Genomic DNA, 22,583 nt, shown 5'->3' on the forward strand with positions numbered 1-22,583 from the left:
GGTCTTTAACAACATCGTAAAGTTCTTCCTGTGGCCTGTTGTGATAGCGCCATAATACAGCTGATGCATAAGGGTTATCATTAAAAGATCCGGCCCTCCAGGAATCCCAGTATTCTCTTCCTCCGTCATGATCTTTGGCCTTGTCTATGTGGGTATGGTATTCTTCTTCCGGAGCCAGGTTTAAAATATACTTGTAGCGTTTTGTCCGGATCATCCGCATTGGGGTTCGGTTCATATTCCCATCACCCGTATGTGAACCATACACAGATCTTCTGTGCGTGTTTTTTTCTCCGTTCAATAATCCCAGGAAACTCTTGCCGTCTATGGATCCCGGGGCCTCCCCTCCGGCGATCTCGATCAGGGTGGGTAAAAGGTCCGTAAGGGAAACCAGGTTGTCATTCTCCCGGTTTTCATCGGTTCTTCCGGGCCAGTAAACTATGAGCGGTACCTGTATTCCGTAATCATATAAATTCCACTTTCCAAAAGCCCATTGCGGCCCCTGATCGGCAGTAAATATGAAAATGGTATTATCTTCCAACCCGTTTTTCTCAACTAATTCACGCATTTTACCTACATTCCGGTCCATCTTGGTAATATCGGTATAATAACGGGCCCGTGACCTTCGTGTATCTTTGGTATCGATATGCATTGACGGAATATCTACTTCACCGGTACTATAGCCCGGTTCTTCGGGCCAGATTACGTGCGGGCTATGATCATTAACCACCAGAACAAAAGGGTCCTGACCGCCTGATGCTTTATTTAACCATTTATCGACCGGGCCTAACTCCAGGTCGGTCCATAATACCCCGTCATTTTCATGACCGGGTTCACGAACATTCGTACCTTCAATAAGATCAAACGGGTAAGCTTCCATAGGTCCTATATGCAATTTACCGGCGAAACCTACTTTATACCCTTCGGCCCGAAGGTAAGTCGGTAAGGTCTTTATCCCTTCCTTTATTCCGGTATGATTGGCGTGTGCCCCATTGCGAAAAGGCATAAGCCCAGTATGTATCGAAGCCCGGGAAGGAGCACAGGTGGGAGAAGCTGCAAACGCCTGGTTAAAAACTACGGATTCACCGGCCAATTGATCTAAATTCGGGGTCTCAACGACCCGGTTCCCATAGGGACCAAGATCATTCCTTCCCAAATCATCAGCTATGAATATGACCACATTAGGGCGCTCTCCTTTATTCTGGGCTTCCGCAATGGTAATGAACGACAAGAGACTGATCATTAAAAATCTACCTATTTTATTCATCTGACTTGTTTTTTTATTGGTCCAACATCGGGTTTTATTTTAGAAGGTATCTGTTTTTGAAAATCTTCTATTACATTTTTATATTCAGCTTTACCGGCTAAATTTTTCCATTCGTCAGGATCTTCGCGGGAATCGTAAAGCTCTTCGGTACCGTCGTAATACCTGATATACCGCCATTTTTTACTGCGCATTCCAATACTTCCGTTAATGTAATAAGTGATCGAGGGCTTTTCGCTCCATGTCCCGGGATCTTCGATTAAAGGACGCAGGGACCTTCCGCTTAATGTTTGAGGCGTTTCGGGTAAATCACAATAATCTATCAAAGTAGGATATATATCCAGCAGGTTTACCGGCTGATCCCTTCTTTCACCTTCAGGGCCACCGGGAATTTTGGCCATCAGCAACGTATGGGTCGTTTTTTCCCATAATGCATATTTGGCAAAATGTTCTTTCTCCCCTAAATGAAAGCCATGATCCGCCCACAGCACCACAATAGTATTATCACCGTATTCACTGTTTTCCAACGCTTCGAGAACACGGCCCAGGTTATAATCCATAAATGAGACGGAGGCCAGATAGGACCGGACTACCGGTTTCCACTGACCTATACTTTTTAAAGTATCCAAACTCACCGGTTTTCCTGCCCATGCCTTACCTATTTCGGGTATATCATCCAGATCATCCTCGAAGACTTCCGGGACTTTGACTTCGTCCAAAGGATACATATCAAAAAAGCGTTTAGGGGCAGTCCAGGGGTTGTGTGGTCTGTAGATCCCGAGAGTCATAAAAAAGGGGGATTCATAATGTTGATTTAGCCTATCGATGGTTATATCCGTATTTACCACATCCGGAAAATCTTTATCGGGACCTTTCCACGGTCCGTAATCAAACAATGGAGGATGTCTTATTGAATCGGGAATATTACTTTTAACGGGCATAGGTCCATAGCCTCCGTCATGTCCCCTGGAATCATCCCACATTTCTTCCATCCGCTGTTTGCCAGGCCTTGAAAAATACTGCTCCCTGCCGGTATGAAACAATTTTCCCGACCACATGGTGCGATACCCGTTTTTCTTAAAGTGCTCGGGGATCAGCCTTGCCGCCATGGCCTCTTCTGAATTCTGAAAATGATCGGGATTATCATATAAACCGGTTATAGCCGGACTAAGCCCGGTTAAAACCGCTGCCCGTGAAGGATTGCATACCGGTGCGGCGGTATAGGCCCTGGTAAAAGTTACAGCTTCCTTTGCAAACTTGTCCAGATTTGGTGTTTTGATTCCCGGATGATCTTCCAGAAGAGATACATAATCATTCAGGTCATCTATGGCGATAAATAAAACATTGTATTTTTCCTGGCAAAATAATGACCGGAAAGGAAGCACAAGGCAAAACACCAGGAGGATCAATTTTTTTTGCCGCTTTTGAGCAACAGTACTCAATAATTCTTTTATCATTATATAAATTATTTCGAGTTATACTTTATAATTTCCATACTATGCTCTGAGCGACTTTGTGCCTGCTTTGTGAATCTCTGTGTAATAACCTGTTTCCAGGGTACTGTTACACAGAGATTCACCGAGAACACACCAAGGTGCACAAAGTAAGGCACCTCTTGAAGTGTCCATCCGGATCATTTTTTTGCTTCAATTAAGCCTGTTTAAACAAACGCTAAGATTTACTCCCTTCTTTTTCCTCATCTTCCGACCGTGGCATTTTATGATACCAGGCCGTTACTTTTCTGACCATATGTTCTACTTTTTCAGGATATTGATCAGCGATGTTGTTGTGCTCTCCGGGATCTTTTATCAGGTTATACAGTTCCGGTCTTTTGCCGTCAAAATCACAAAGCAGTTTAAAATCGCCATCCCGCATAGCCAGATCGGGCAGCGGCTTGTCAAAATCCTTATAACTTTTTCTGTCCGGCGGACGCCCCCAATAGATCGGTGAAGTTCTCGAATCCTTTTTCTTTCCGAGCATCGTTTGCAGAAGGTCCTCCCCGTCGATCAATTCATTTTCGGGCGAATCTACCCCGGTAAATTCCAGAATAGAGGGTTTCAGATCTATCGCTGAGAAATAGCTCTGACTGTTACGGGTCCCTTTGGCATCTTCTGCTATGAATTCAGGCCCCCAGACAATCAATGAAGAGCGAATGCCTCCTTCATATAAATGGCCTTTATAACCTTTAAGGTTACCGGATCTTCCGGCGCCAGGCTCGGGACCGTTATCGGAACAGAAAACAATCAGGGTGTTATCCCGAAGTTCCCGGTCATTCTTAATATAGTCAAATAACTTTCCGAATTGTTTATCCATAGCTTCGAGCACGGCAAGATATAATGCCCTTTTTCCGTCTTCTTTTGTCAGGTCGTAATCCTCGAAAGGTGGCCAAAACGGGCTATGGACATCATCGGGCCAGATATTCACATAAAAAGGCCTGCCCTCTTTTTTCTTTTCATCCATAAAATCCATCGCGGCATCGATAAATCCGGTGGTGATCTCCGAACGCTGCATCCAGGTATACGGGCCTCCCAGCCGTTCCGCATCTTCCCATATCCGTCCCACCTTCCCCTTCGCATCTCTGGTAAGTGGCAATAACTTGGGGCCCATACCTTCAAAATTGGTCAGGGATCGGTCAAAACCGTATTCGGCAATTTCCGGGGCTTCATCAACATCGCGTTGCCCGCCCATATGCCATTTTCCGAAATGCCCGGTGGCATAACCGGCATTTTTCAAATCTCTCGCCAGCATGGGAGCCGAGGTATCTAACCAGTTTGCTATTCCCCGTTTTGCATTGTGTTTTCGATTGGATAAAAAAGAAGTGATATTCCAGCGCTGGGGGTACGTTCCCGTAGAAATGGCTACGCGGGAAGGAGAACAGATAGGTGCGTTTACATAAAACTGATCAAAACTGATCCCTTCCGAAGCTAACTGATCGATATGGGGCGTTTCAGCATCCGTATTACCAAAACCGGAGAGGTCCGACCAGCCCATATCATCAATAAAAATCATGATAACATTGGGTTTTTTACCCGGTTCAGCTTCATCAGAAGCAGCGTTTTTGGCTTTCTCTTTGCATCCCAGCGCCATGACCAACAGGAGCACCGGCAAAGCCAAAAACTGTTTTTTAGGTGTATTAAACATAAGACAAGGTTTTAGTCTATTAAATTACTTAAAACGATTTGTATTGTATAATTACCTCTTATACATAGGTTTAAAGTTACAGGTTTCAGGTTTCAGGTTTTGCCTTGAACCTGCAACTTGTAACTTGCAACACCGAATTACGTTTGCCCTGCTATATCCTCTTCTTCGCTTCGGGATATTTTTCCAGTATTTCCGTCAGTTCCGCAACAACATCCGGCTTCTCCGAAGCGATATTTTTAGTCTCCCCCGGGTCATTATCATAATCATACAATTCGTAAAGCACTTCTTTTCCATTATTTCGCACCGGCGTCCACCTGATCATCCGGTAACGATCTGTACGTATAGCCTCTCCCAAATATCCGCCCATCGGAAAGGTGTGGTAAGCATGGTCCTTTATTTCTCTGGAACCGTTTTTTAATACCGGGCTGAGATCAATCCCGTCAATGGGTTGCGGACCGGTGGGTTTATCCAGTCCGGCCAGGGTAGCCAGGGTAGGATAAACATCGACAGACTCGGCAAACTGTTTTGTTGAGCTCCCGGGCTTGGTTACCCCCGGCACTTTAAAGATCAAGGGAATGCGATTGGCCTGTTCAAAATTAGTGTGTTTGGTCCAGATGGCATGATCACCCAGGTGCCAGCCGTGGTCGCCCCAAAGCACTACAATGGTATTCTTATCGAGCCCTAATCTTTTCAGTTCATCCATCACCCTTCCCAATTGGGTATCCATGTAACTTATGCTGGCATAGTACCCGTGGATCAATTTTCGCTTTAAATCGTCATCATACACGTCCTGGCCTACAGGAACGGGAAAATAATTTGCCATTTCATGGTCCCGCTTCGCGGTAAAGCCGGGGGAGCCTTGGGGAGCCTTCTCATATTCGGGCATCGGTAAATGCTCAGGATCGTACAGGTCCCAGTATTTCTTCGGAACGCTGAACGGCAGATGCGGCCGGGCAAATCCCACGGCCATAAAGAAGGGCTGATCCGGCTTATTTTTCAGTTTCCGTAAACGGTTAATGGCGTGATTGGCCACACGTCCGTCGGCATAGGCATCGTCCAGGACATCAGGGGCCTCCCAGGCCGCTCCACGCGGCAATTCGTGGTTAGCAGGGGTGTCTTCGATATACATCCGGGTATTTTCAAAAAAGGCTTCCTCCCGGGTCAGTTGACGACCGGTACTTTCCGGGTCTACATATTCGATCACTTTTTCCTTAAAGTGGGGAATGCTCCAGGAGGCTTCATCATTGGTGTTGCCATGCCCGCTATGGTACACCTTGCCCATGGATTCGGTGTGATATCCCGCATTCTTAAAATACTGGGGCAGGGTCACGGCATCGGGTATAATATCCCGGAACTCCGTCCCGAATGTGTACAAGCCCGTACTTGTGGACCGGGAACTCAGCATGATATTATACCGGGAAGGGCCACATACCGCCTGGTTGCAATAAGCCTGCTCAAATACCATCCCTTCCCCGGCAAGTTTGTCGATATTGGGACTTTGAGCAATGGTATCGCCATATACGCCCAGGTTGGGCTTGAGATCATCAACCAGAATAAAAAGGATATTGGGTCTTGATGATCTGTTCTGGGAGAAAACAGCCTGTGTCAACAGACATGCCAATACAAGAGATATACTTAATCTGAATTTCATAATATTATAATTTTATACTTCTGATCCTTTTAGAGCTTGTTTAATTTTATCCGGGACAAACCGGTTTTTTGGTATCTTTCGAATTCCGGATAATCCAATTTTTAAAACTTCATCATTCGATATTCAAAATTCGTCATTCATTATTCGATAGTGCACAAACTAACGACCTGTTTTATCTTAATAATTATATTGAGTTATACACATAAATACTATTTGTATTAAACTTATAGGCAAATAGTTAAATATCCACAGCTATGTAAAATGGATTAACTTTTCAAAAGCCCCTAACTTTGTGCATCTTAGTGTGTTCTCTGTGAGTCTCTGTGTAATAGCCTGCTTCCGTTGTATTGTTTCACAAAGGATTCACAAAGCAGGCACAAAGGTTCACAGAGCGTTGTATAGAAATTAAAAGTATAATTCAATAATTATATCTAAAAAGTTCCCCGGCCTCGGGCCATCCGTCTTCATCACTGGTCAATCTTTGCAGGCCCATCCTAATTCCGTTCTGTCCGGGAGGATTTTTCAGCCAATAGGAATAACTTACCCAATCGGGATGGGTCCCGTCTAATTTTTCATTCCGAATGATCCCAACATGGCCCGGGGCAATACGGGTACTCCCGTCCCATTCAAAAGTTTGCTGATTCGCCAGAAAAACTGTTCCTCCGCCATTGTATAAATTGTTTCCTTCCTTATCCAAATAGGGTCCCCGGATGTCTGTGGACCAGCCCATCTTTACTTCGTATGTAGCATCTTCTCCGTTTTTGATCGAGTTTCCGGTCCCCCAGTTAACAAAAAGCCAGAAACCGTCCTCATCTTCTTTCGTTCCCGGATAAACAGACGATGCTTCAATTGCATTTCGAAATGTATCTGCTTTTCTGGCCAGATCGGATATTTCAGCATCTTCCTGATCCCATTTCCCTTCTTCATTCAGCTTTATAAGCTTAATCCCGCCGAAATGGGACCCGAAAGACAAGAACCATTCCCCATCCGGGCGCTGTACGGGACAAGGGTCCAATGCATTAAAATCATCTACATTTTCTTCCGAAGATATTACAATTCCTTTATCTTCCCATTCATAATCAGGATCTTCCGGGTCTAAAGTGCTATTTACGGCCAATCCTATAGCTGATGTCGAGCTTCCTAGTCTGGAAGCACAATAGTACATCCGGAATTCCGACGATCCTTCATCCCATACCACATCGGGGGCCCAGGCTATATTTATGGGGCTGTAATCCGCCCACCAGCCGGGACGTTCCGGAAAAACATCCGGACCTGATTGCCATTCTCCCGATTCTATGGAGGAAGTCCATACCATTCTAATTCCCCCGCCAGTGGCATAGCAGAAGGTCTTTCCACCTGATCTCATCAGCCTGGAGGTATCTTTCAAACCTGTAATGCCACTCATCGGTGGTGCTGTTTCTGTTTCTTTTTTCTCTTGCTCCTGCTCAGGTTCTTCAACAGCCTGTCCCTTATCTTTAGCGCAGGAAACGGTCAGAAACAGTAAGATCGTTATGCTAAACAAGTAAGTACAAAAAAAATTTGGCTTCATCCTATTAAAAGTTTTTTTCTAACAATTAAGCTTTAAAAGGTTATCTTTTCCGCTTCTGAAAAGATCAGTTCCGGACTTCCCTTCGTTTTTATTCCGATTCTTGCAAAGAGAAACTCCTGATCTATGCCGGATATATCCATTTCCATACTGATCGTTTCATCCAGGTCTTCAATACCTCCCGAAGGCAGTCTTTTTTCGTTTGCATTGAACTGGTTGTCAACCAACATTGTTTTGCCAATATAAAGTGATACGAACTGCAAATCCGCAGACTCAACAACCTGTTCTATATCAAAAGAGATTTTCAGAGTGGATCCTTCAATCTCAAAATTTTCATTCCGTACCATAAAAAAAGGCTCTACGGCTACATCCATCTCCCGGTTTCCATCAACCCGGATATCAATAGTATCCGATTGATTTACCCAGGGACCATTTCCATCGATCAGTACCAGTTGATAATCCCCATCAAAAAGACGTGCAGAAAAAGTGCCGTCCTGTTTTACGTTTAGCCCTATGGGTTCAAAGTTTTCCCAACCGGGTTCGTATAACTGAAAGATATTGATACCCTGCCTTACACCTACCGGGTCTCCTTCATAAAGGAGCCTCCCTGATAATTCAGATTGCGGGGGGTCGTAATTATCATATTCACAGGACGATAATCCTGATATGATGGTGATGAAAAATATAATTCTTTTCATAATGATCAAGTTTTTAATGAAACGGGTTTTTGACAAGTAAAGGGTTAGCATTCAAAGCTCCCTGTGGGATGGCGGAGTAATAGTTGCCCATCTGAAAGAAAAGGGGCTGGTTAAAACGGGGAGCTACTTTTTTTTCAAATACGTATTTCCCGTTGCGCTCGGGATTTTCAGGATCTATCACACGGTAAGGCCATAAGGCATATGCCATGGCAACAGGCGATTCGGGATTTCCGTCGTAAAGTTCGTGTGCTGTTCTCCAGCGCTTCAAATCCCACCAGCGATGCCCCTCCAACGCTAATTCTACCATCCGTTCCTGGCGGATCTTTTCCATATCCAGATCAGCGACTCCCAGACTGTTGGGCCCGAATCCGGCTCTTTCTCTTAGCCGGTTCATATAAGCAAGTGCCGGGCCTTCCCGGTTTAATTCGAAAGATGCCTCGGCTGCGTTAAGTAAAATTTCTCCGAGTCTGAACCGTATCCACCACACATCACTCCCTTCATTGGGTACGCCGGAACCTGCCCTGGAATCCAGATATTTACGGGAATAAAACCCCGTATTCGTAGCGAAAGGTGTTGTTCCTATGGGACCGTCGGCCCCTACCAATAGTCCTCCGTCTGCATACCTGGCCCCCAGACTATTGGATGTTTCAATTTCAAACCCGTTACCATTCCATACCATCACTCCTGCCTGTATACTCACCTTATTATCCCTGAATTCGGCACCGGGATAAATTACCGTACCCCACAGACGGGCATCCTTATTTGCGAAAATATCTTCCGGATTATCATAGTATACAAAATCGCCATCCCCGGTACGGGTATTCAGAACTCCCCGGCTCCCATCGAGATAATCATAGCTTTCTACCAAATGCAGCGTAGGTGTAATCCCGGAGGAACCGTTAGGGTTTTCCCGCATGGAACGGGGAATGTTTTCAAAAGTAAAAGAGTGGTATTTACCTTCCAGGGTATAATCGTTTGCCCAAATGACCTCGGGGTTCCCCTGTTTATTAGTAAAAAGTTCGTAAAAGTTCTCACTTTTATCCGGATTGGCATTATACAGGTCAAACGGTCCACCCTGTATAATCTCTTCCGAAGCTGCCAAAGATTGCATATAATAATCTTCGGCCCGGGAAGCGGGTATTCCCACTTCTCCCCCGGGAGTTTCAATCGGGACGGGCAAAAGATTGTTGTACTTTGCTATCGAAGCCGCATACAGCATCGCCCGTGACTTTAACGCCAGTGCGGTCCACCTGTTAGCCCTTGTTTTACTTTCCCCGGTCTGCGGAAGATCGTCTTTGATCTCCTCTATCTCTGTTGAAATAAAATCATATACTTCTTCTTCGGTGCTCCGCGGAATCTGCATTTCTTCTACACTATCAGGCCCGTCATAGGTAAAACTCCGAAGCACTAAAGGAACGCCTCCCATGCTCCTTACATGCTGAAAATACACGTAGGCCCGGATAAACCTTCCTTCAGCCAACAGCCGTGCCCTGTTTTCATCGGTGAATTCCTGAGAGGCTTCTACATTTTCCAGGAATATCTGAATATCCCGGATCAGACCATATCGCCATTGTCCCCTGAAATCATTAGGGAAATTCTGGCGTTCATTTCTCCATTGTTGTATGGGCTGGCCGGACCACATGGCAAGGTCGGTATCGGTAACATCAGCCCAGGAACCTTCCAGACCCGCAAAAGGCTGAAGCCTGTTATATAAATTTGCAAGTACGGAAGTTGCCAGTTCGGGATCACTCCATACCTGTTCATCCAGAAGTATGTCCTGGGGTTCCTTATCCAGGTAATCTCCACAACCACTCATGGTAAAAATCAGTATGAGCATCCGAATATATTTTATATTATTTTTCATCTGTTATATTTTTAAAATCAGACAATTACAAAGTTATATTAGCGCCTACATTAACAACTTTCATGGGGGGATAATCCAGGCCGTTCGGCCTGTTGGACTCCGGATCGAGCCCGATATCTTTTAAATTGTCAAAAGAGTAAAGATTCAATCCGTTTACGTAAAGCCTTATTTGAGGGATATTGAGTTTTTTAAGGATGCTTTTGGGTAAAGTATAGCCCAATTGAATATTTCTCAACCTCAAATAGGTGACATTTCTGAACCAAAAATCCGAGGGTGTATTGTTATGGGCATTCTGGCTCCTCCTCAAAGCGGGATAAGTGCCCGATACCCAGGCGCTTTCCGGGTCAAAAACATCTTCCCTGTGCCATCTGTCATTGAATAAGTGCTCTGGGGAATTTCCATTACCCATAAAAGGTACTTTTGTTTCTGCCCCGCGGCCACGACTCTGCATGGACCCTCCTGCAAAAGCCACGGAAAAATCAAATCCTTTATAAGCAGCCTCGGCATTTAAACCATAGGTCAAATAAGGTAGCTGCTCCCCTCCATAGCCTACGGGCCTTTCATCTAAATTATTGATCACTCCGTCATTATTTACATCTTCGTAAATGAAGTCTCCGGGCAGCACGGTAGTATTATTTTTTCCGTCGATATCAACAGGGTAGCCGGCAATCTGTTCCTGTGACTGAAACTGGCCTACTACATGTTGGCCCCATTGTATGGCGGCCCAGCGACCTTCATTTGAATTCCGATAATGATCCCATGAGTTGCCAAACCGCGGTTTATAGGTATAAAGGTTCCGTCTTCTTGCCAAAGTAAAGTTTGCCCCTACGGAATATGTCAGATTCCCTATCGTATTTCTGTGAAGCAAAGATCCTTCAACCCCCATAATGGCGTCTGCCCCAAGGTTTTCCGGTGGCAGGTTCAAGGCTGTTTCCGTCGGGATCAACACATCGTACCTGCTTCCGGGAAGCCCCGTTCTTTTGCGATAAAAGGCATCCATATCGCCCGACAACTTTCCATTCCACATTCGAAAATCAAATCCCACATTGGCTATTGACGATTCGATCCAGGACAGCGTTCTTACCGGCATTCCCCTCGGAACTATGCCGGTTACGAGTTCGCCATCCAACACTGCATTTCCCGCACCATAATCATAGCCTGTCATATAAGCAAATGCTCCTACTCCCACCTCTTCATCGCCCATGATCCCGTATGACGCTCTGAGTTTGAAATTATTCAATACATCAGTAATCTTACTATTCCGGAGAAAAGGTTCTTCAGTAATAGTCCAGCCCAGGGAAACGGAAGGGAAAAAGCCCCAGCGATCATCCGGGGGAAATCTCCAGGCACCATCGTACCGGGCTGCCAGTTCCAGCAGGTACTTCTCTTTATAATTGTAGTTAATCCGGCCGAAAAACCCGGTCCTGGCCGATTCAAAAATATTATCATGAACATTTTGTAATTCGTTGGATTCTCTGATCAAATCAATATGATTGGTGGCCGGCGCCGCAATGATTTCGAAATCTTTATCAAGGCGGTCTTCTCCTTCCCCTCCAATCATTACAGCCAGACTATGCTCGCCAAAACTTCGGTCATAATTCAGTATAATCCTGAGCACATTATTTGTTATATGCCGGTTTCTGCGGCTTCGGTACCGGTTTTCCTTACCTCCTGTTATTTCGTAAATATCTTCCGCCTCGTTATACGTATACGTATCGAAGCTATACTCAAACTTATCCTGCAACTGATTGTTAAAGAAATGGGAGTATAACGCGGTAAGTTTTAAGCCTTTTATGGGCAAATCATATACCATATCCAGGTTTGTCTGTAAGGACCGCCATTTGCTCTCTTCATATCCCGCATGATCAAACGTAGCATTGTTTGTGGTAATCGTAGTTGTGGTATTGGGATAGTCGTGGTTATCATTGGCATAAGGCCTTTCGGTGGGCAGGTTCCTGAAGGTTCCCCAAAGCGGCTGCCAGTATTTATCTCCTCCGATGACACCGGGAAATTCCCTCGCTTCTATTTTTCCGTTAATCCGGATCCCCACCTTCAGCCTATCGGTGATATCCGCACTTACATTTGACTGGAGATTGGTCCGGTTAAAATTGTAACCATCAAAAACCGCATCCTGGTCGATACGGCTCAAAGAAAAATAATAACTGATCTTCTCGAAACCTCCCGACGTACTTGCCTGAATAAATTTCTGCGGCACATTTTCCCGGATATAACTTGACCAATCAAATCCGCGATAGCCTTTCTCGGTTCCCTCCTGCCAGAGAGCTACTTCTTCGGGTATCCAGTTTGACGCCCCGTTCTGGTTAATATCTGCTTCGGCGCTTGCCCGTACATAATCCGCAGCACTGGCAGGTTGTGGAAAACGGGTTAAACTTTGCCAACCATAGTAAGAATGAATATTTATCTGGTTTTTCTGATTCTTTTTTCCCGATTTTGTAGTAACCAGGACCACGCCATTAGAGGCTCTTACACCATAAATAGCGGCCGAAGCATCTTTTAAAATACTGATATTCTCTATATCACCGGGATTCAGGTTATTAAATTGGCCCGCTCCCTGGGGAACGCCGTCTATAACATACAAAGGGCTTCCCATATTTCTGATCTGAAGCGCCGTTCCATTTCCGGGACGCCCATCCCCCTGCCTTGTGGCTACCCCGGAGAGTTTTCCCACTAATGCTTCGGACATCGTGGAAACAGGGGCTTTTGCGATTTCTTCCCCTTCAACTTGAGACACGGAGCCGGTTAAGGTTTTTTTCTGCTGTTCACCATACCCTATTACAACCACTTCATCCAGGGCCTGATTGCTCATTGCCATGGTAACATTCACGGTAGACCGGTTGTTGACCGGGATCTCCCGGGTCTCAAAACCTATATAACTGAAGATAAGAGTGGCATTTGTGACAACATTATTTAAAGTAAAGTTTCCGTCAAAATCGGTCTGGGTACCATTGGCAGTTCCTTTGACAAGCACATTGACACCGGGAAGAGGTTGTCCGTCATCTGCGGTGACCACATTTCCGGAGATACTGAGCTCCTGGGACACGGCATCCGCCCCGGACAACAAGGATGCTATTATCAATAGACGGGACACATAATACCGACGGTATTTGTTTGTTCTCATAATTTGGTGGTTTTTAAGTTGGTTTGCGGTTATTTCAATTCGTTTGTACCGTTGCCTCGCTTTCTTTTTATAGGACGAGTTTTTCCATCGGATTATTAATGATATCATATTTTAATCATGGAATTTTTAGCAAAACGACGATGTAATGTTAAATAATTATTAAACCCGCCTCCTGCATATTTGTTCAATTGAATAGCAATTTTGTTCATCATGTATTCTTTATCACCGGTTTAAAGCTTGGATGCCGGTCCTTAGCCCATTTAAGAGTAATCAATTCCATGGGGATTAATATCCTCGGTCTTCTATCAGTTTGTACCCTTCCATCTTGACGGCCCTAATTTCCTTAGCTGTGAGAATGAAATCTTATGGGCATACGGACAATCGAAAACAGCCGTTAACTTCTTTTCATTGGAATTGGACAATCGCGCCGGAGCATTTGATGTAAGGATATATTCGCTTTATCCGGGATCCGTTGACGGAACAGAACTGGGCAGGAAAGCTACCCTTGAATTATGAAAAAAAACGGGCTTTGTGGTACAGAGGACAATATCAATCCGGAAGTAACGGCTCATTTAAAAACTGTTCCCCAAGGGACCGCCACAACAGTATGGTGTGCCACAAGCCCACTTGGACAATGTAGAAAGTATCTATTGTGAAAATGGAGACATCGCCGGATTGTATTCCGGGCAGGAATTCTCAGCTGGTGTTCCGGCAAAAAACAAACAACGAGAAACATTCTGATTAATTTATAATTCAAAACTAATCAGCCCTGGGTTTGATATTACTCAAAGAAAAGAGGTTTTGAGATTTTTTTAACGAAAAATACCGGAAAACCAGTATTTTATCACAGTGGTAAAAGGATTATCTTAGTTAAATATAAAATTTTCCTTTGAGTTAATATTCAGCTCGAAGTTTGCCGTATCGCCGAATCAAACTATTAATCTTTGATACCATATCACTACAACCGGAAATTTACATTTATGAAAAAAACTTAAAGAATTTGAAGTCAAAAAAAGGAGATTATAAAATAATCTCATCTATAGAGGCCCCCTGTATTCTGTTCGGAATAAGCAGTTAATTTTCTACCGGTTAATCAATGTCTATAAAAAGCTTATGGATGAAGAGTAATGAAAACTCATATACAAATTACGGAGCGGTAGATTATTTTTATAACTAACATTTTATAACCTTAATGCCTTATACCATGAAAAAAAACCTTAACAGTTTGAAATTGAAAAAAGAAGTTGTCAGTAACTTAAATGTCTCGCATATTAAAGGAGGAAATATCGAAACACAAGCTTTAAGTTGCTTTTACTGCCCTACAGAAGGCCCGCAAAACACTTGCCCGCCTCCTGGTATGTATTGTTATATAGAACCATAGTCCTTATGTTTATCTCGAAATGCTACAGCTTGTATCAGTTCGGAAATACTTTTACAACCTGTGTTTCTTTAAGCTTAACCTTTGAAATTAACAACATTAAAAAACCGTTTTACCATGAAAACATCATTAAATAACTTAAAGTTAAATAAGAAAATTATTAGCAATTTGAATTCAAAATTAACAGGAGGTGAAAACAGAAATAATTCCAATTTACGATGTTCTATCGGGGAGGAAACCTGCTGGTGCCCTACGAATGGAATATATGGTACATGTCCGCCTCCCGGGCAGCTATGTGTATAATTGCATAAGAAGAATCGGTTTGAGACAGAATAAGACAAGACCTTAGACATTCTGTATAAATCACATGAATCCAATTAATAAAACAAACTGAAATAACTAAAAGAAAGCTGCTTAACATTTGGCAGCTTTCTCTCTTTTTAAAAGATATGATCAAAAAAGATGTTTTATTCAAAAAATTAGAGGATATAAACGCCATTCTCTCCCGGAAATATACGGCTCCGAGAGCCTCGATTTTCCGGATTAGCTTTCACAACTTACCGATGGCATAATGCATTCTTTCCAGGACCGTCACCCTTATTCCTGCTTCTTCAGAGATTTATTTTTATTATTTCTCTTATATTATCTTCTGTTTATAGGTGGGTAAAGAAAGTATGTATCGATAAAAAAGAGACCAGCAACCCCGGCGGTTTAGAAAATTCGGATAGTAATCGCAATGAATGAAAACAGCCCCGATGATAATTCCACTCCGAATATAACCGGAGATTGGAAAATGGAAAAAACAGAAGTTTACTCTACCGGATTAAAGGCAGTAGTTTATTCCAAAAACAACATTATTTACCATTTTCAATCCGGCGGAACTCTAAGGGTTGAGTCAGACACAGACAATGACGGATATGATAGTGGGGACTACAATTACAACATAAGTTTGGAGAATTTATCGGGTAATCCTTCCGATGAAGAACCCCGAGAGTTTATCGTTAAAATTGACAATAGTAAATGGGTATTAGACCTTTCCGGAAATACTATGACCTTGAGTCAATCTCATGTAGACGGACCTACTTTGTTCTTCTCAAAATCTTAAGCTGATCATTTTAATTCTTTAATAGTCCGGCTTCTTTCCTGATGATTATAGGAAGCCTTAAAAATACGACTTATCCCCGAAACCCGGTATTTATGAAAGAGATCCCGGGTCCGAACGGTTTTCCTGTACTTTTTTACTTAATTTAGTCTGCCGGAAAAGCCGGACATACCCTTGATACGAGTGTCATAGGTAGGTATGTAAATAATAACAACATAAAATCATATGCAGCACGTAAATTATAAAAAACTCTTTCTCCGGTTGCTCATCGCCGCACTGTGTATCAGTGCCGCCATAGGTATTTTTGTATTCCTGGCCGGGGATTACGGGGATACGGAGATAAAAACCCTGCTCACTACGCTTTCGCTGGTAGGCTATAGCCTTTCCGCCCTATGCTGTTCTACCATTTATGAAAAGGAGGGGCTGAAGCTTTTCTCCCTTACCGGGATGGCGGTATCCGGTATCGGTTTTCTGGTTACCATAACAGCTATCTGGGAATTCATAGACACGGAAGATTTCTTTAAAACAGTTATCATTTTTATGATCCTTGCCACGGCATTCGGACATATTTCCCTTTTGTTATTGGTAAAACCGAAAAACAACACCATAAAATACCTGCTTATCACAACGGTTGTTTTTGTTTGTATAGTAGCCATGATGCTGATAAAGGCCACCGTTACCGAATTTGACGAGGATGAATTCTACTTCCGCCTTCTCGGCGTTTTTACCATACTGGATGTTCTGGGTACTATTGCGACCCCCATAGCGAATAAAATAACGGATAAAACATCCGGGTGATACCGCTACCGGGAAATGATCAGGAAAAAAATAACCATACACGGAGCGAATATCAGCAGCATAGCCTCATTCTATGACGAAATAAACCGTGTATTTATGGCCGGGGAAGACTGGAAAATAGGACACAGCCTCGACGCATTCAACGACCTGCTTTACGGCGGGTTTGGTATTATAAGGGCTGCAGAACCAGTAATACTTGTCTGGATAAATATGGAAAAGAACAGGGACGACCTGGGGTACGAAGCTACAATCGCCTGGTACAGGGAAAAACTGGAATCTCCTTCGAGGTTCAATATAAAATGGGTGAATGAAAGACTTGCTGCCCTGGAAGACGGTACCGGCCGGACTTTTTTTGAAATGGTTACGGACATTATTTCAGAGCATTCCAATATCGTCCTGAAGGAAGGCTGATCTTCCGAAAAGACCGGGAGTTTTAACCGTTGCCGGGGAATGATCCGGGGACCCCGTGCAAAAGGAGCTTCCTTTTTACCCCACCTCGCCTTTTATGGTTTCCCCCGGCATTTTTTTATATATTTACCAGTCAACCTATAGTAAAGTATACGACCCGTAAATCGAACCTCATGAATATTAAAAGGAACATCGTATTCCTCTTATTACCGTTATTACTTCTATCCTGCGAACAAAAAGATCCTGTGAATCCGGTCCGGCTCAGGACCGAGCATCTGTCCGCCCCCCTCGGAATCGATAGCCCGAACCCGAGGTTTACATGGCAGATAGACCGGAAAAGCTCTTCCGTTTTGCAGGGTGACTACAGCATATATGTAGGTACCGACTCCGCAGCCGTGGCTAACCGAAAAGGCTCGCTGTGGGAGTCCTCCGGGCAAAGTAATGAAATCTATACGGTTTACGACGGAAAACCGTTGAAGCCTTTCACAAAATATTACTGGGGTGTGGAGGTCAGGGATGACAAGGGTACGCCCGGTAACCTGTCGGTTTCCTGTTTCGAAACGGGAATGATGGACACTTCCTCATGGCAAGGGGAATGGATAACAGATACGGAAGATATTGCCCTTAAACCCGCTCCCTACTTCCGCAAAGAATTTTCAACAGAGAAAAAAGTAACTAAAGCCAGGGCATACATAACGGCAGCCGGTCTCTACGAACTGTATATCAACGGGAACAAAATAGGCAACCACCTCCTGGATCCCGTATATACCAGGTTTGATAAACGGAATTTATATGTAACCTATGACGTGACTCCGTATTTCCGGGAGAAAAAGGTGGCCGTTGGCGTTTTGCTCGGCAATGGCTGGTATAACCACCAATCAACTGCCGTATGGGATTTTCATAAGGCCGGGTGGCGGTCCAGGCCACGGTTTTGTCTCAACATCCGCCTGACCTATGAAGACGGGACTACGGAAAACCTGATCACCGGCCCGTCCTGGAAAACATCTTTAAGCCCCGTGGTCTTTAACAGTATTTATACTGCCGAACATTACGATGCCAGGCGCGAACAACCGGGATGGAATACGCCTGGATTTGACGATTCCGCATGGAAACCCGCCATCACTGCCCCTCCCCCTTCGGATAAAATTACCACACAGGCACTCCCTCCCATACGAAATACGGAAGAGATTACCCCGGTCAGTATAAACAAACTGAGCGACAAACAATATGTATTTGACCTGGGTCGGAATATTTCCGGTGTCACCAGGATAAAGGTAAAGGGAGAAAAAGGTACCCGTCTGTGGGTGACCCATGCAGAGCAACTGGACAGTACAGGGCGGGCAGACCTGTCCAATATCGATGTCCATTACCGCCCGAAAGACACGCTCGACCCGTTTCAGACCGATATTTATTTCCTGAACGGGAACGGGGAAGAAACTTTTATGCCCCGTTTCAATTATAAAGGGTTTCAATATGTAGAGGTAAAAAGTGATAAGCCCATAGCATTGGAAAAAACGAGTGTAACGGGAATATTTATGCATACCGACGTAGCTCCTGCGGGAGAAATAGATGCTGATAACACACTTATACCTGAAATATGGCGGGCGGCCAATGCGTCTTACCTGTCCAATCTTTTCGGTTATCCGACGGACTGTCCCCAGCGGGAAAAAAACGGCTGGACCGGGGATGCCCATATCAATATACAAACCGGGCTTTACAATTTTGACGCCATCACCGTATATGAAAAATGGATGGCAGACCACCGGGACGAACAACAGCCCAATGGTGTACTGCCATCCATAATCCCCACCTGGGGCGGCTGGGGCTATGACTGGGGCAACGGGCCGGACTGGACAAGTACCCTAACCATCATTCCCTGGGAATTATACCGGTTTTACGGGGATGACAGGACATTGAGAACTATGTACGAGCCCATGAAAAGATATGTGGACCATATTACCGAAATAAGCCATAACAGCGGTTTGACCGACTGGGGCCTGGGAGACTGGGTGCCGGTTAAATCGGTGACCCCAAAAGAACTCACTTCTTCCATCTATTACTTTGTCGATGCCACCATTCTCGCCAAGGCCGCAAAACATTTCGGTAAGGAAGAAGACCATAAGACCTATTCTCAACTGGCCGGTACTATCAAAAAGGCCATAAACGATAAATATCTCAACCGGGAAACAGGTATCTACGGGGATGGTTACCAGACCGAGCTGAGCGCCCCGCTTTACTGGGGAGTTGTTCCGGACGATCTTCGGCAGAAAGTTGCGGACCGCCTGGCGGAAGCCGTTCGTAAGGCAGGCAACCATATCGACGTGGGGCTGCTGGGGACCAGGACCATACTCGGGGCCCTGAGCCGGAACGGTTATGCGGACCTGGCCTATACGGTAGCCACACAGGATACTTACCCTTCGTGGGGATGGTGGATCAGGAACGGGGCTACTACCCTGTACGAAAACTGGGATATAGGGGCCTCTTCCGATATTTCCAGGAACCATATTATGTTCGGGGCCATAAGCGGCTGGTTTTACAGCGGCCTGGGAGGTATTCTGCCGGATGAGGAAAACCCGGGGTTCCGCAATACCATCCTGAGACCTAATTTTGTAAAGGACTTATCCGGTTTTAAAGCAAAACACAAAGGGCCATACGGAGATATTGTATCTTCCTGGAGCAGAAAAGACGGGGAAATCCATTACACCTGCAATGTCCCGCCCGGCAGTACGGCTGTTTTATATCTGAAAGGAAAGACCGTAACCGAAAAAGGCAAAAAGGAAAATACCCCTCCGGGTCCGGAAGGCGAATTTACCATTTCCCTTAACGCCGGCCATTACGAATATCTGATAAGAGAATAGTATTCCGGAACAATGTTAGCGAAGTCCTTCAGAGAAAAATGCTATGACCAGTTGCCCGGTTTTCCGGTGTACCTCGCCCCTGTTTACCCCGGTGTCATCGTGGAAAATTTCCGGAAGCTCTTCTTTCATATCTTCCCTGGCCCGGGCCAGCATTACATAATGCCCTGTTTTGCCCGGAAATTCATAATACTGAGAGTTTTCTATAAGCCTGTGGTAATGCCGGGCATATCGTTCCGGAGGCGTAACCTTGTCTGCCGCACATCCCACAAGAAATACCGCCCCGGTAACGTCTTCAAATTGTTTCCTGCATACAAATCCCTGCGCAGTACCGGGAGATATGGCAAAAAAAGCTTTGAAGCGGCGATCTTTAAGATCGGGAAGGTTCCGGGTCATCTGCTTTAAGGCGGGATCAAAAACAAGGCCGGGAAGGTCCGGAACCTCGGTAATATGGGCCAGTTCCTCTTTTCCGGTTTCTGTAGTATAATAATCGAGTAAAATCCCGTAATCCAGTACGGCCCCGGCAAGAGCAAGGACCGTATATCCCCCGAAAGAGAATCCCAGTGCTCCTATACGATCCCTGTCAATAATATTTCGCAAAGAAGTATCCTTCAACAACTCTGTCAATGCAAAACTCATATCCAGAGGTATTTCCCAGGGTTTTACGGATTCGACAGCTATCTTATTGTCATAGGTATTTCCCCAGTGATCCGTCGCAGCAACGACAAAGCCGTTTTCTACCAGGCATTGGGCCATCCATTCCATAGACAGCCGGCTCCCCCCGGTACCGTGTGATATCATGATCAAAGGATATTTTCCTTCCGGCAGCCTGCCATTTCTCACGGTGTATTTCCTCACAAAGGGAGAAAACACTTTATCGGAGAGCTTCGGGCTGTCCATAGTAGGATACCAGACCTCCGTAACCACAGGCCTGTTCCTGCTATGATCTTTAAACTCCAGGGTCATCTGCCCTATTTTGCTATCCCCTACTGTATTTAACCCGGGGGGCGCAAAGGGGAAGTAACCGGACAGAAAATAAACCAGCATATAAACAAGGGGTATCATTTTGTATTAAGTTTAATGTTGTACTTAATTGGTTTCCAAAACAGTTCAAACCGTATTCCTTAGCGCATTTCGCATTCGTGTTTAAAAGTCATGAAAAGATCAATTTCACTACTTGTAAAACCTATGGAATGGCAGTCCGGATGGTCCGGTCAAAAAAGCTTTCGCCGGTAAAAGTAAAACACAGGGGAGTTAACAGGGGACTTTCCGTTCGGTAAGGAGTACGAACTTATAGGCCCGTACTTTTTCCGGGGGCGGATTTCCTGAATTTTCCCGGGGTATGTCCCGTTATTTTCTTGAAGGTGGCACTAAAGGCCGATTTGGAAAGATAACCACTTCTTTCCGCAATTTCCTCTATCTTAAAATTCAGGGTCTCCGGATCTTTCAGCATTCTTTTGGCTTTCTCCACACGCAATTTCCCGATATAGTCAAAAAAAGTCTTTCCCATTTCTTCATTAATCACCTGGGACAGGTAATGCGGTGTAGTTCCGAGCTGTTTCGCAAGTTTTGGCAGGCTAAGGGAAGGCTCCGTATAGAATTCGGTTTCCTCCAGCGATTTGAGTTTGTGCAGTATGCCCTCTTTGTCTTCTGCACTAAGCGTGGATTTTTCATATTTCTGCCGGACCACAGGCTGGAAAAAACCGGAATCCGTCAACATTTTATAACTGAACAGAAAGAACCATACCGTGATGAACACGGCCGAAAAATGATCTCCCACATCGTGTATAAAATGAAATCGCACGGCCAGGTATAATATGTATTCCAGCAAAAATACGCCGAGTAATATACGTATCCACGACATAAAATAGGAACTGGTACCGATACGCTTTTGCAGTGTCCTCACTTTTACGAAAGACAGCAAAAGATATATGCCCATATGCAGGGAAATAAATAACTCAAGGTTCCGCCGGATGTACAGCGGATCGAAAGCATAGCGATAGGAGACTTCTTTCAGAGGAAGTTCGGGATGAAAGGCCCAGAGAAAAGAATTGAATTTTACCGCATCGCTTTCGGCCAGAAACCGAAGGTGATATATGAAATACAGGACAAAAGGTATAAAATGCAGCCATTCCTTCTTCCGGAAAGGTTCACCACTCAGTGCCCGCATCAGCAGGAATAGCAAAGGGCCTATGATAAACACCAGGGGCTCCGAAAAATCCGCGAGAAAAATCACCTTCGTAAGAAGTCCGCTGTATCCCAGGAAAATTTCCGTCTGTATCAGGGCACAGGCCAGGGCCAGTGCGGCAAACAGCAAATAATGATACGGCTGCCTGTGCGGTTTGGAAATAAGCAAGGTAAAAAGAAATACACCCTGTATGGCCCCCACCAGGATCACCACCGTAAAAATATCGGTCCGGAAATAATCATACGGATCGTACGCAGGCATATGGTATATATTGAATATTCCGCTCAAAATATAAAAACGACGTTCTCTCTGGCTGTACAGGCAAATATAGCCAAGAAGAGGCAAAATACTTTCTCCCGGGCCAATAATAAAGGGAGCAGGCTATTTTTTAAATATAAAATAAACGGCAAGTACCAGGAATATCCCCCCTACCAGGTGGTTCCAGCGCAGGGTTTCCCCTTTAAATGCTATTACCGAAAAAATGGTAAATACCACCAGGGTTATGACCTCCTGGATAACCTTAAGCTGCCACAAGCTGTATGGCCCCCCGTTTT

15 protein-coding genes are annotated in these 22,583 nt (G+C 44.7%); 4 read left to right on the forward strand and 11 right to left on the reverse strand.

The window, feature by feature from the left end:
• The 8 genes from ED312_RS03925 to ED312_RS03960 form a co-directional block, all read right to left on the reverse strand.
• On the reverse strand, window positions 1–1,264 hold a 1,264-nt coding region (locus tag ED312_RS03925), incomplete at its 3' end, for a sulfatase family protein (protein WP_123214706.1).
• Window positions 1,261–2,718 (reverse strand): sulfatase, encoded by a 1,458-nt coding sequence (locus tag ED312_RS03930; protein ID WP_123214707.1) that lies wholly within the window; start codon window positions 2,716–2,718, stop codon window positions 1,261–1,263. The genes ED312_RS03930 and ED312_RS03925, both read right to left, overlap by 4 nt.
• A gap of 214 nt (window positions 2,719–2,932) precedes the next feature.
• Window positions 2,933–4,402, reverse strand: coding sequence for a sulfatase-like hydrolase/transferase (locus ED312_RS03935; protein ID WP_123214708.1), 1,470 nt, complete (start codon window positions 4,400–4,402; stop codon window positions 2,933–2,935).
• 151 nt (window positions 4,403–4,553) lie between these two features.
• Complete coding sequence (locus ED312_RS03940) at window positions 4,554–6,053, reverse strand: sulfatase (RefSeq protein ID WP_123214709.1); 1,500 nt, start codon at window positions 6,051–6,053, stop codon at window positions 4,554–4,556.
• Window positions 6,054–6,471: 418 nt separating this feature from the next.
• On the reverse strand, window positions 6,472–7,602 hold the full coding sequence (locus ED312_RS03945; protein ID WP_123214710.1) for an arabinan endo-1,5-alpha-L-arabinosidase: 1,131 nt from the start codon (window positions 7,600–7,602) through the stop codon (window positions 6,472–6,474).
• 32 nt (window positions 7,603–7,634) lie between these two features.
• A complete protein-coding gene (locus ED312_RS03950) occupies window positions 7,635–8,297 on the reverse strand; it encodes a DUF3823 domain-containing protein (RefSeq protein ID WP_170164440.1) in 663 nt (220 codons plus the stop codon).
• 13 nt (window positions 8,298–8,310) lie between these two features.
• A complete protein-coding gene (locus ED312_RS03955) occupies window positions 8,311–10,161 on the reverse strand; it encodes a RagB/SusD family nutrient uptake outer membrane protein (protein WP_123214712.1) in 1,851 nt (616 codons plus the stop codon).
• Window positions 10,162–10,186: 25 nt separating this feature from the next.
• Window positions 10,187–13,300 (reverse strand): SusC/RagA family TonB-linked outer membrane protein, encoded by a 3,114-nt coding sequence (locus ED312_RS03960; RefSeq protein WP_170164441.1) that lies wholly within the window; start codon window positions 13,298–13,300, stop codon window positions 10,187–10,189.
• A gap of 2,114 nt (window positions 13,301–15,414) precedes the next feature.
• Between ED312_RS03960 and ED312_RS03965 the strand changes: the two genes are divergently transcribed.
• The 4 genes from ED312_RS03965 to ED312_RS03980 all read left to right on the forward strand — a co-directional run bounded on the left by ED312_RS03965 (window position 15,415) and on the right by ED312_RS03980 (window position 19,844).
• Window positions 15,415–15,783: a hypothetical protein gene (locus ED312_RS03965; RefSeq protein WP_123214714.1), complete on the forward strand. Its 369-nt coding sequence runs from the start codon at window positions 15,415–15,417 to the stop codon at window positions 15,781–15,783.
• 222 nt (window positions 15,784–16,005) lie between these two features.
• A complete protein-coding gene (locus ED312_RS24545; protein WP_123214715.1) occupies window positions 16,006–16,578 on the forward strand; it encodes a hypothetical protein in 573 nt (190 codons plus the stop codon).
• Window positions 16,579–16,593: 15 nt separating this feature from the next.
• The gene (locus ED312_RS03975; protein WP_240643012.1) at window positions 16,594–16,989 is read left to right on the forward strand and encodes a barstar family protein; all 396 of its coding nucleotides are present in this window, start codon (window positions 16,594–16,596) and stop codon (window positions 16,987–16,989) included.
• 170 nt (window positions 16,990–17,159) lie between these two features.
• A complete protein-coding gene (locus ED312_RS03980) occupies window positions 17,160–19,844 on the forward strand; it encodes an alpha-L-rhamnosidase (RefSeq protein WP_123214719.1) in 2,685 nt (894 codons plus the stop codon).
• A 15-nt stretch (window positions 19,845–19,859) separates the two neighbouring features.
• Here ED312_RS03980 and ED312_RS03985 read toward each other — a convergent pair whose 3' ends face one another.
• The 3 genes from ED312_RS03985 to ED312_RS03995 form a co-directional block, all read right to left on the reverse strand.
• Complete coding sequence (locus ED312_RS03985) at window positions 19,860–20,906, reverse strand: alpha/beta hydrolase family protein (RefSeq protein WP_123214716.1); 1,047 nt, start codon at window positions 20,904–20,906, stop codon at window positions 19,860–19,862.
• A gap of 226 nt (window positions 20,907–21,132) precedes the next feature.
• Window positions 21,133–22,290 carry a helix-turn-helix domain-containing protein gene (locus ED312_RS03990; RefSeq protein ID WP_123214717.1) on the reverse strand — a complete coding sequence of 386 codons (1,158 nt, stop codon included), beginning with the start codon at window positions 22,288–22,290 and terminating at the stop codon, window positions 21,133–21,135.
• Between the two features lie 120 nt (window positions 22,291–22,410).
• Window positions 22,411–22,563, reverse strand: a complete 153-nt coding sequence (locus ED312_RS03995; RefSeq protein WP_262707126.1) for a DMT family protein — start codon at window positions 22,561–22,563, stop codon at window positions 22,411–22,413.
• Window positions 22,564–22,583 lie beyond the last annotated feature (20 nt).

The organism is Sinomicrobium pectinilyticum (assembly GCF_003725735.1).
In the GTDB taxonomy this organism is placed as follows: Bacteria; Bacteroidota; Bacteroidia; order Flavobacteriales; family Flavobacteriaceae; genus Sinomicrobium; species Sinomicrobium pectinilyticum.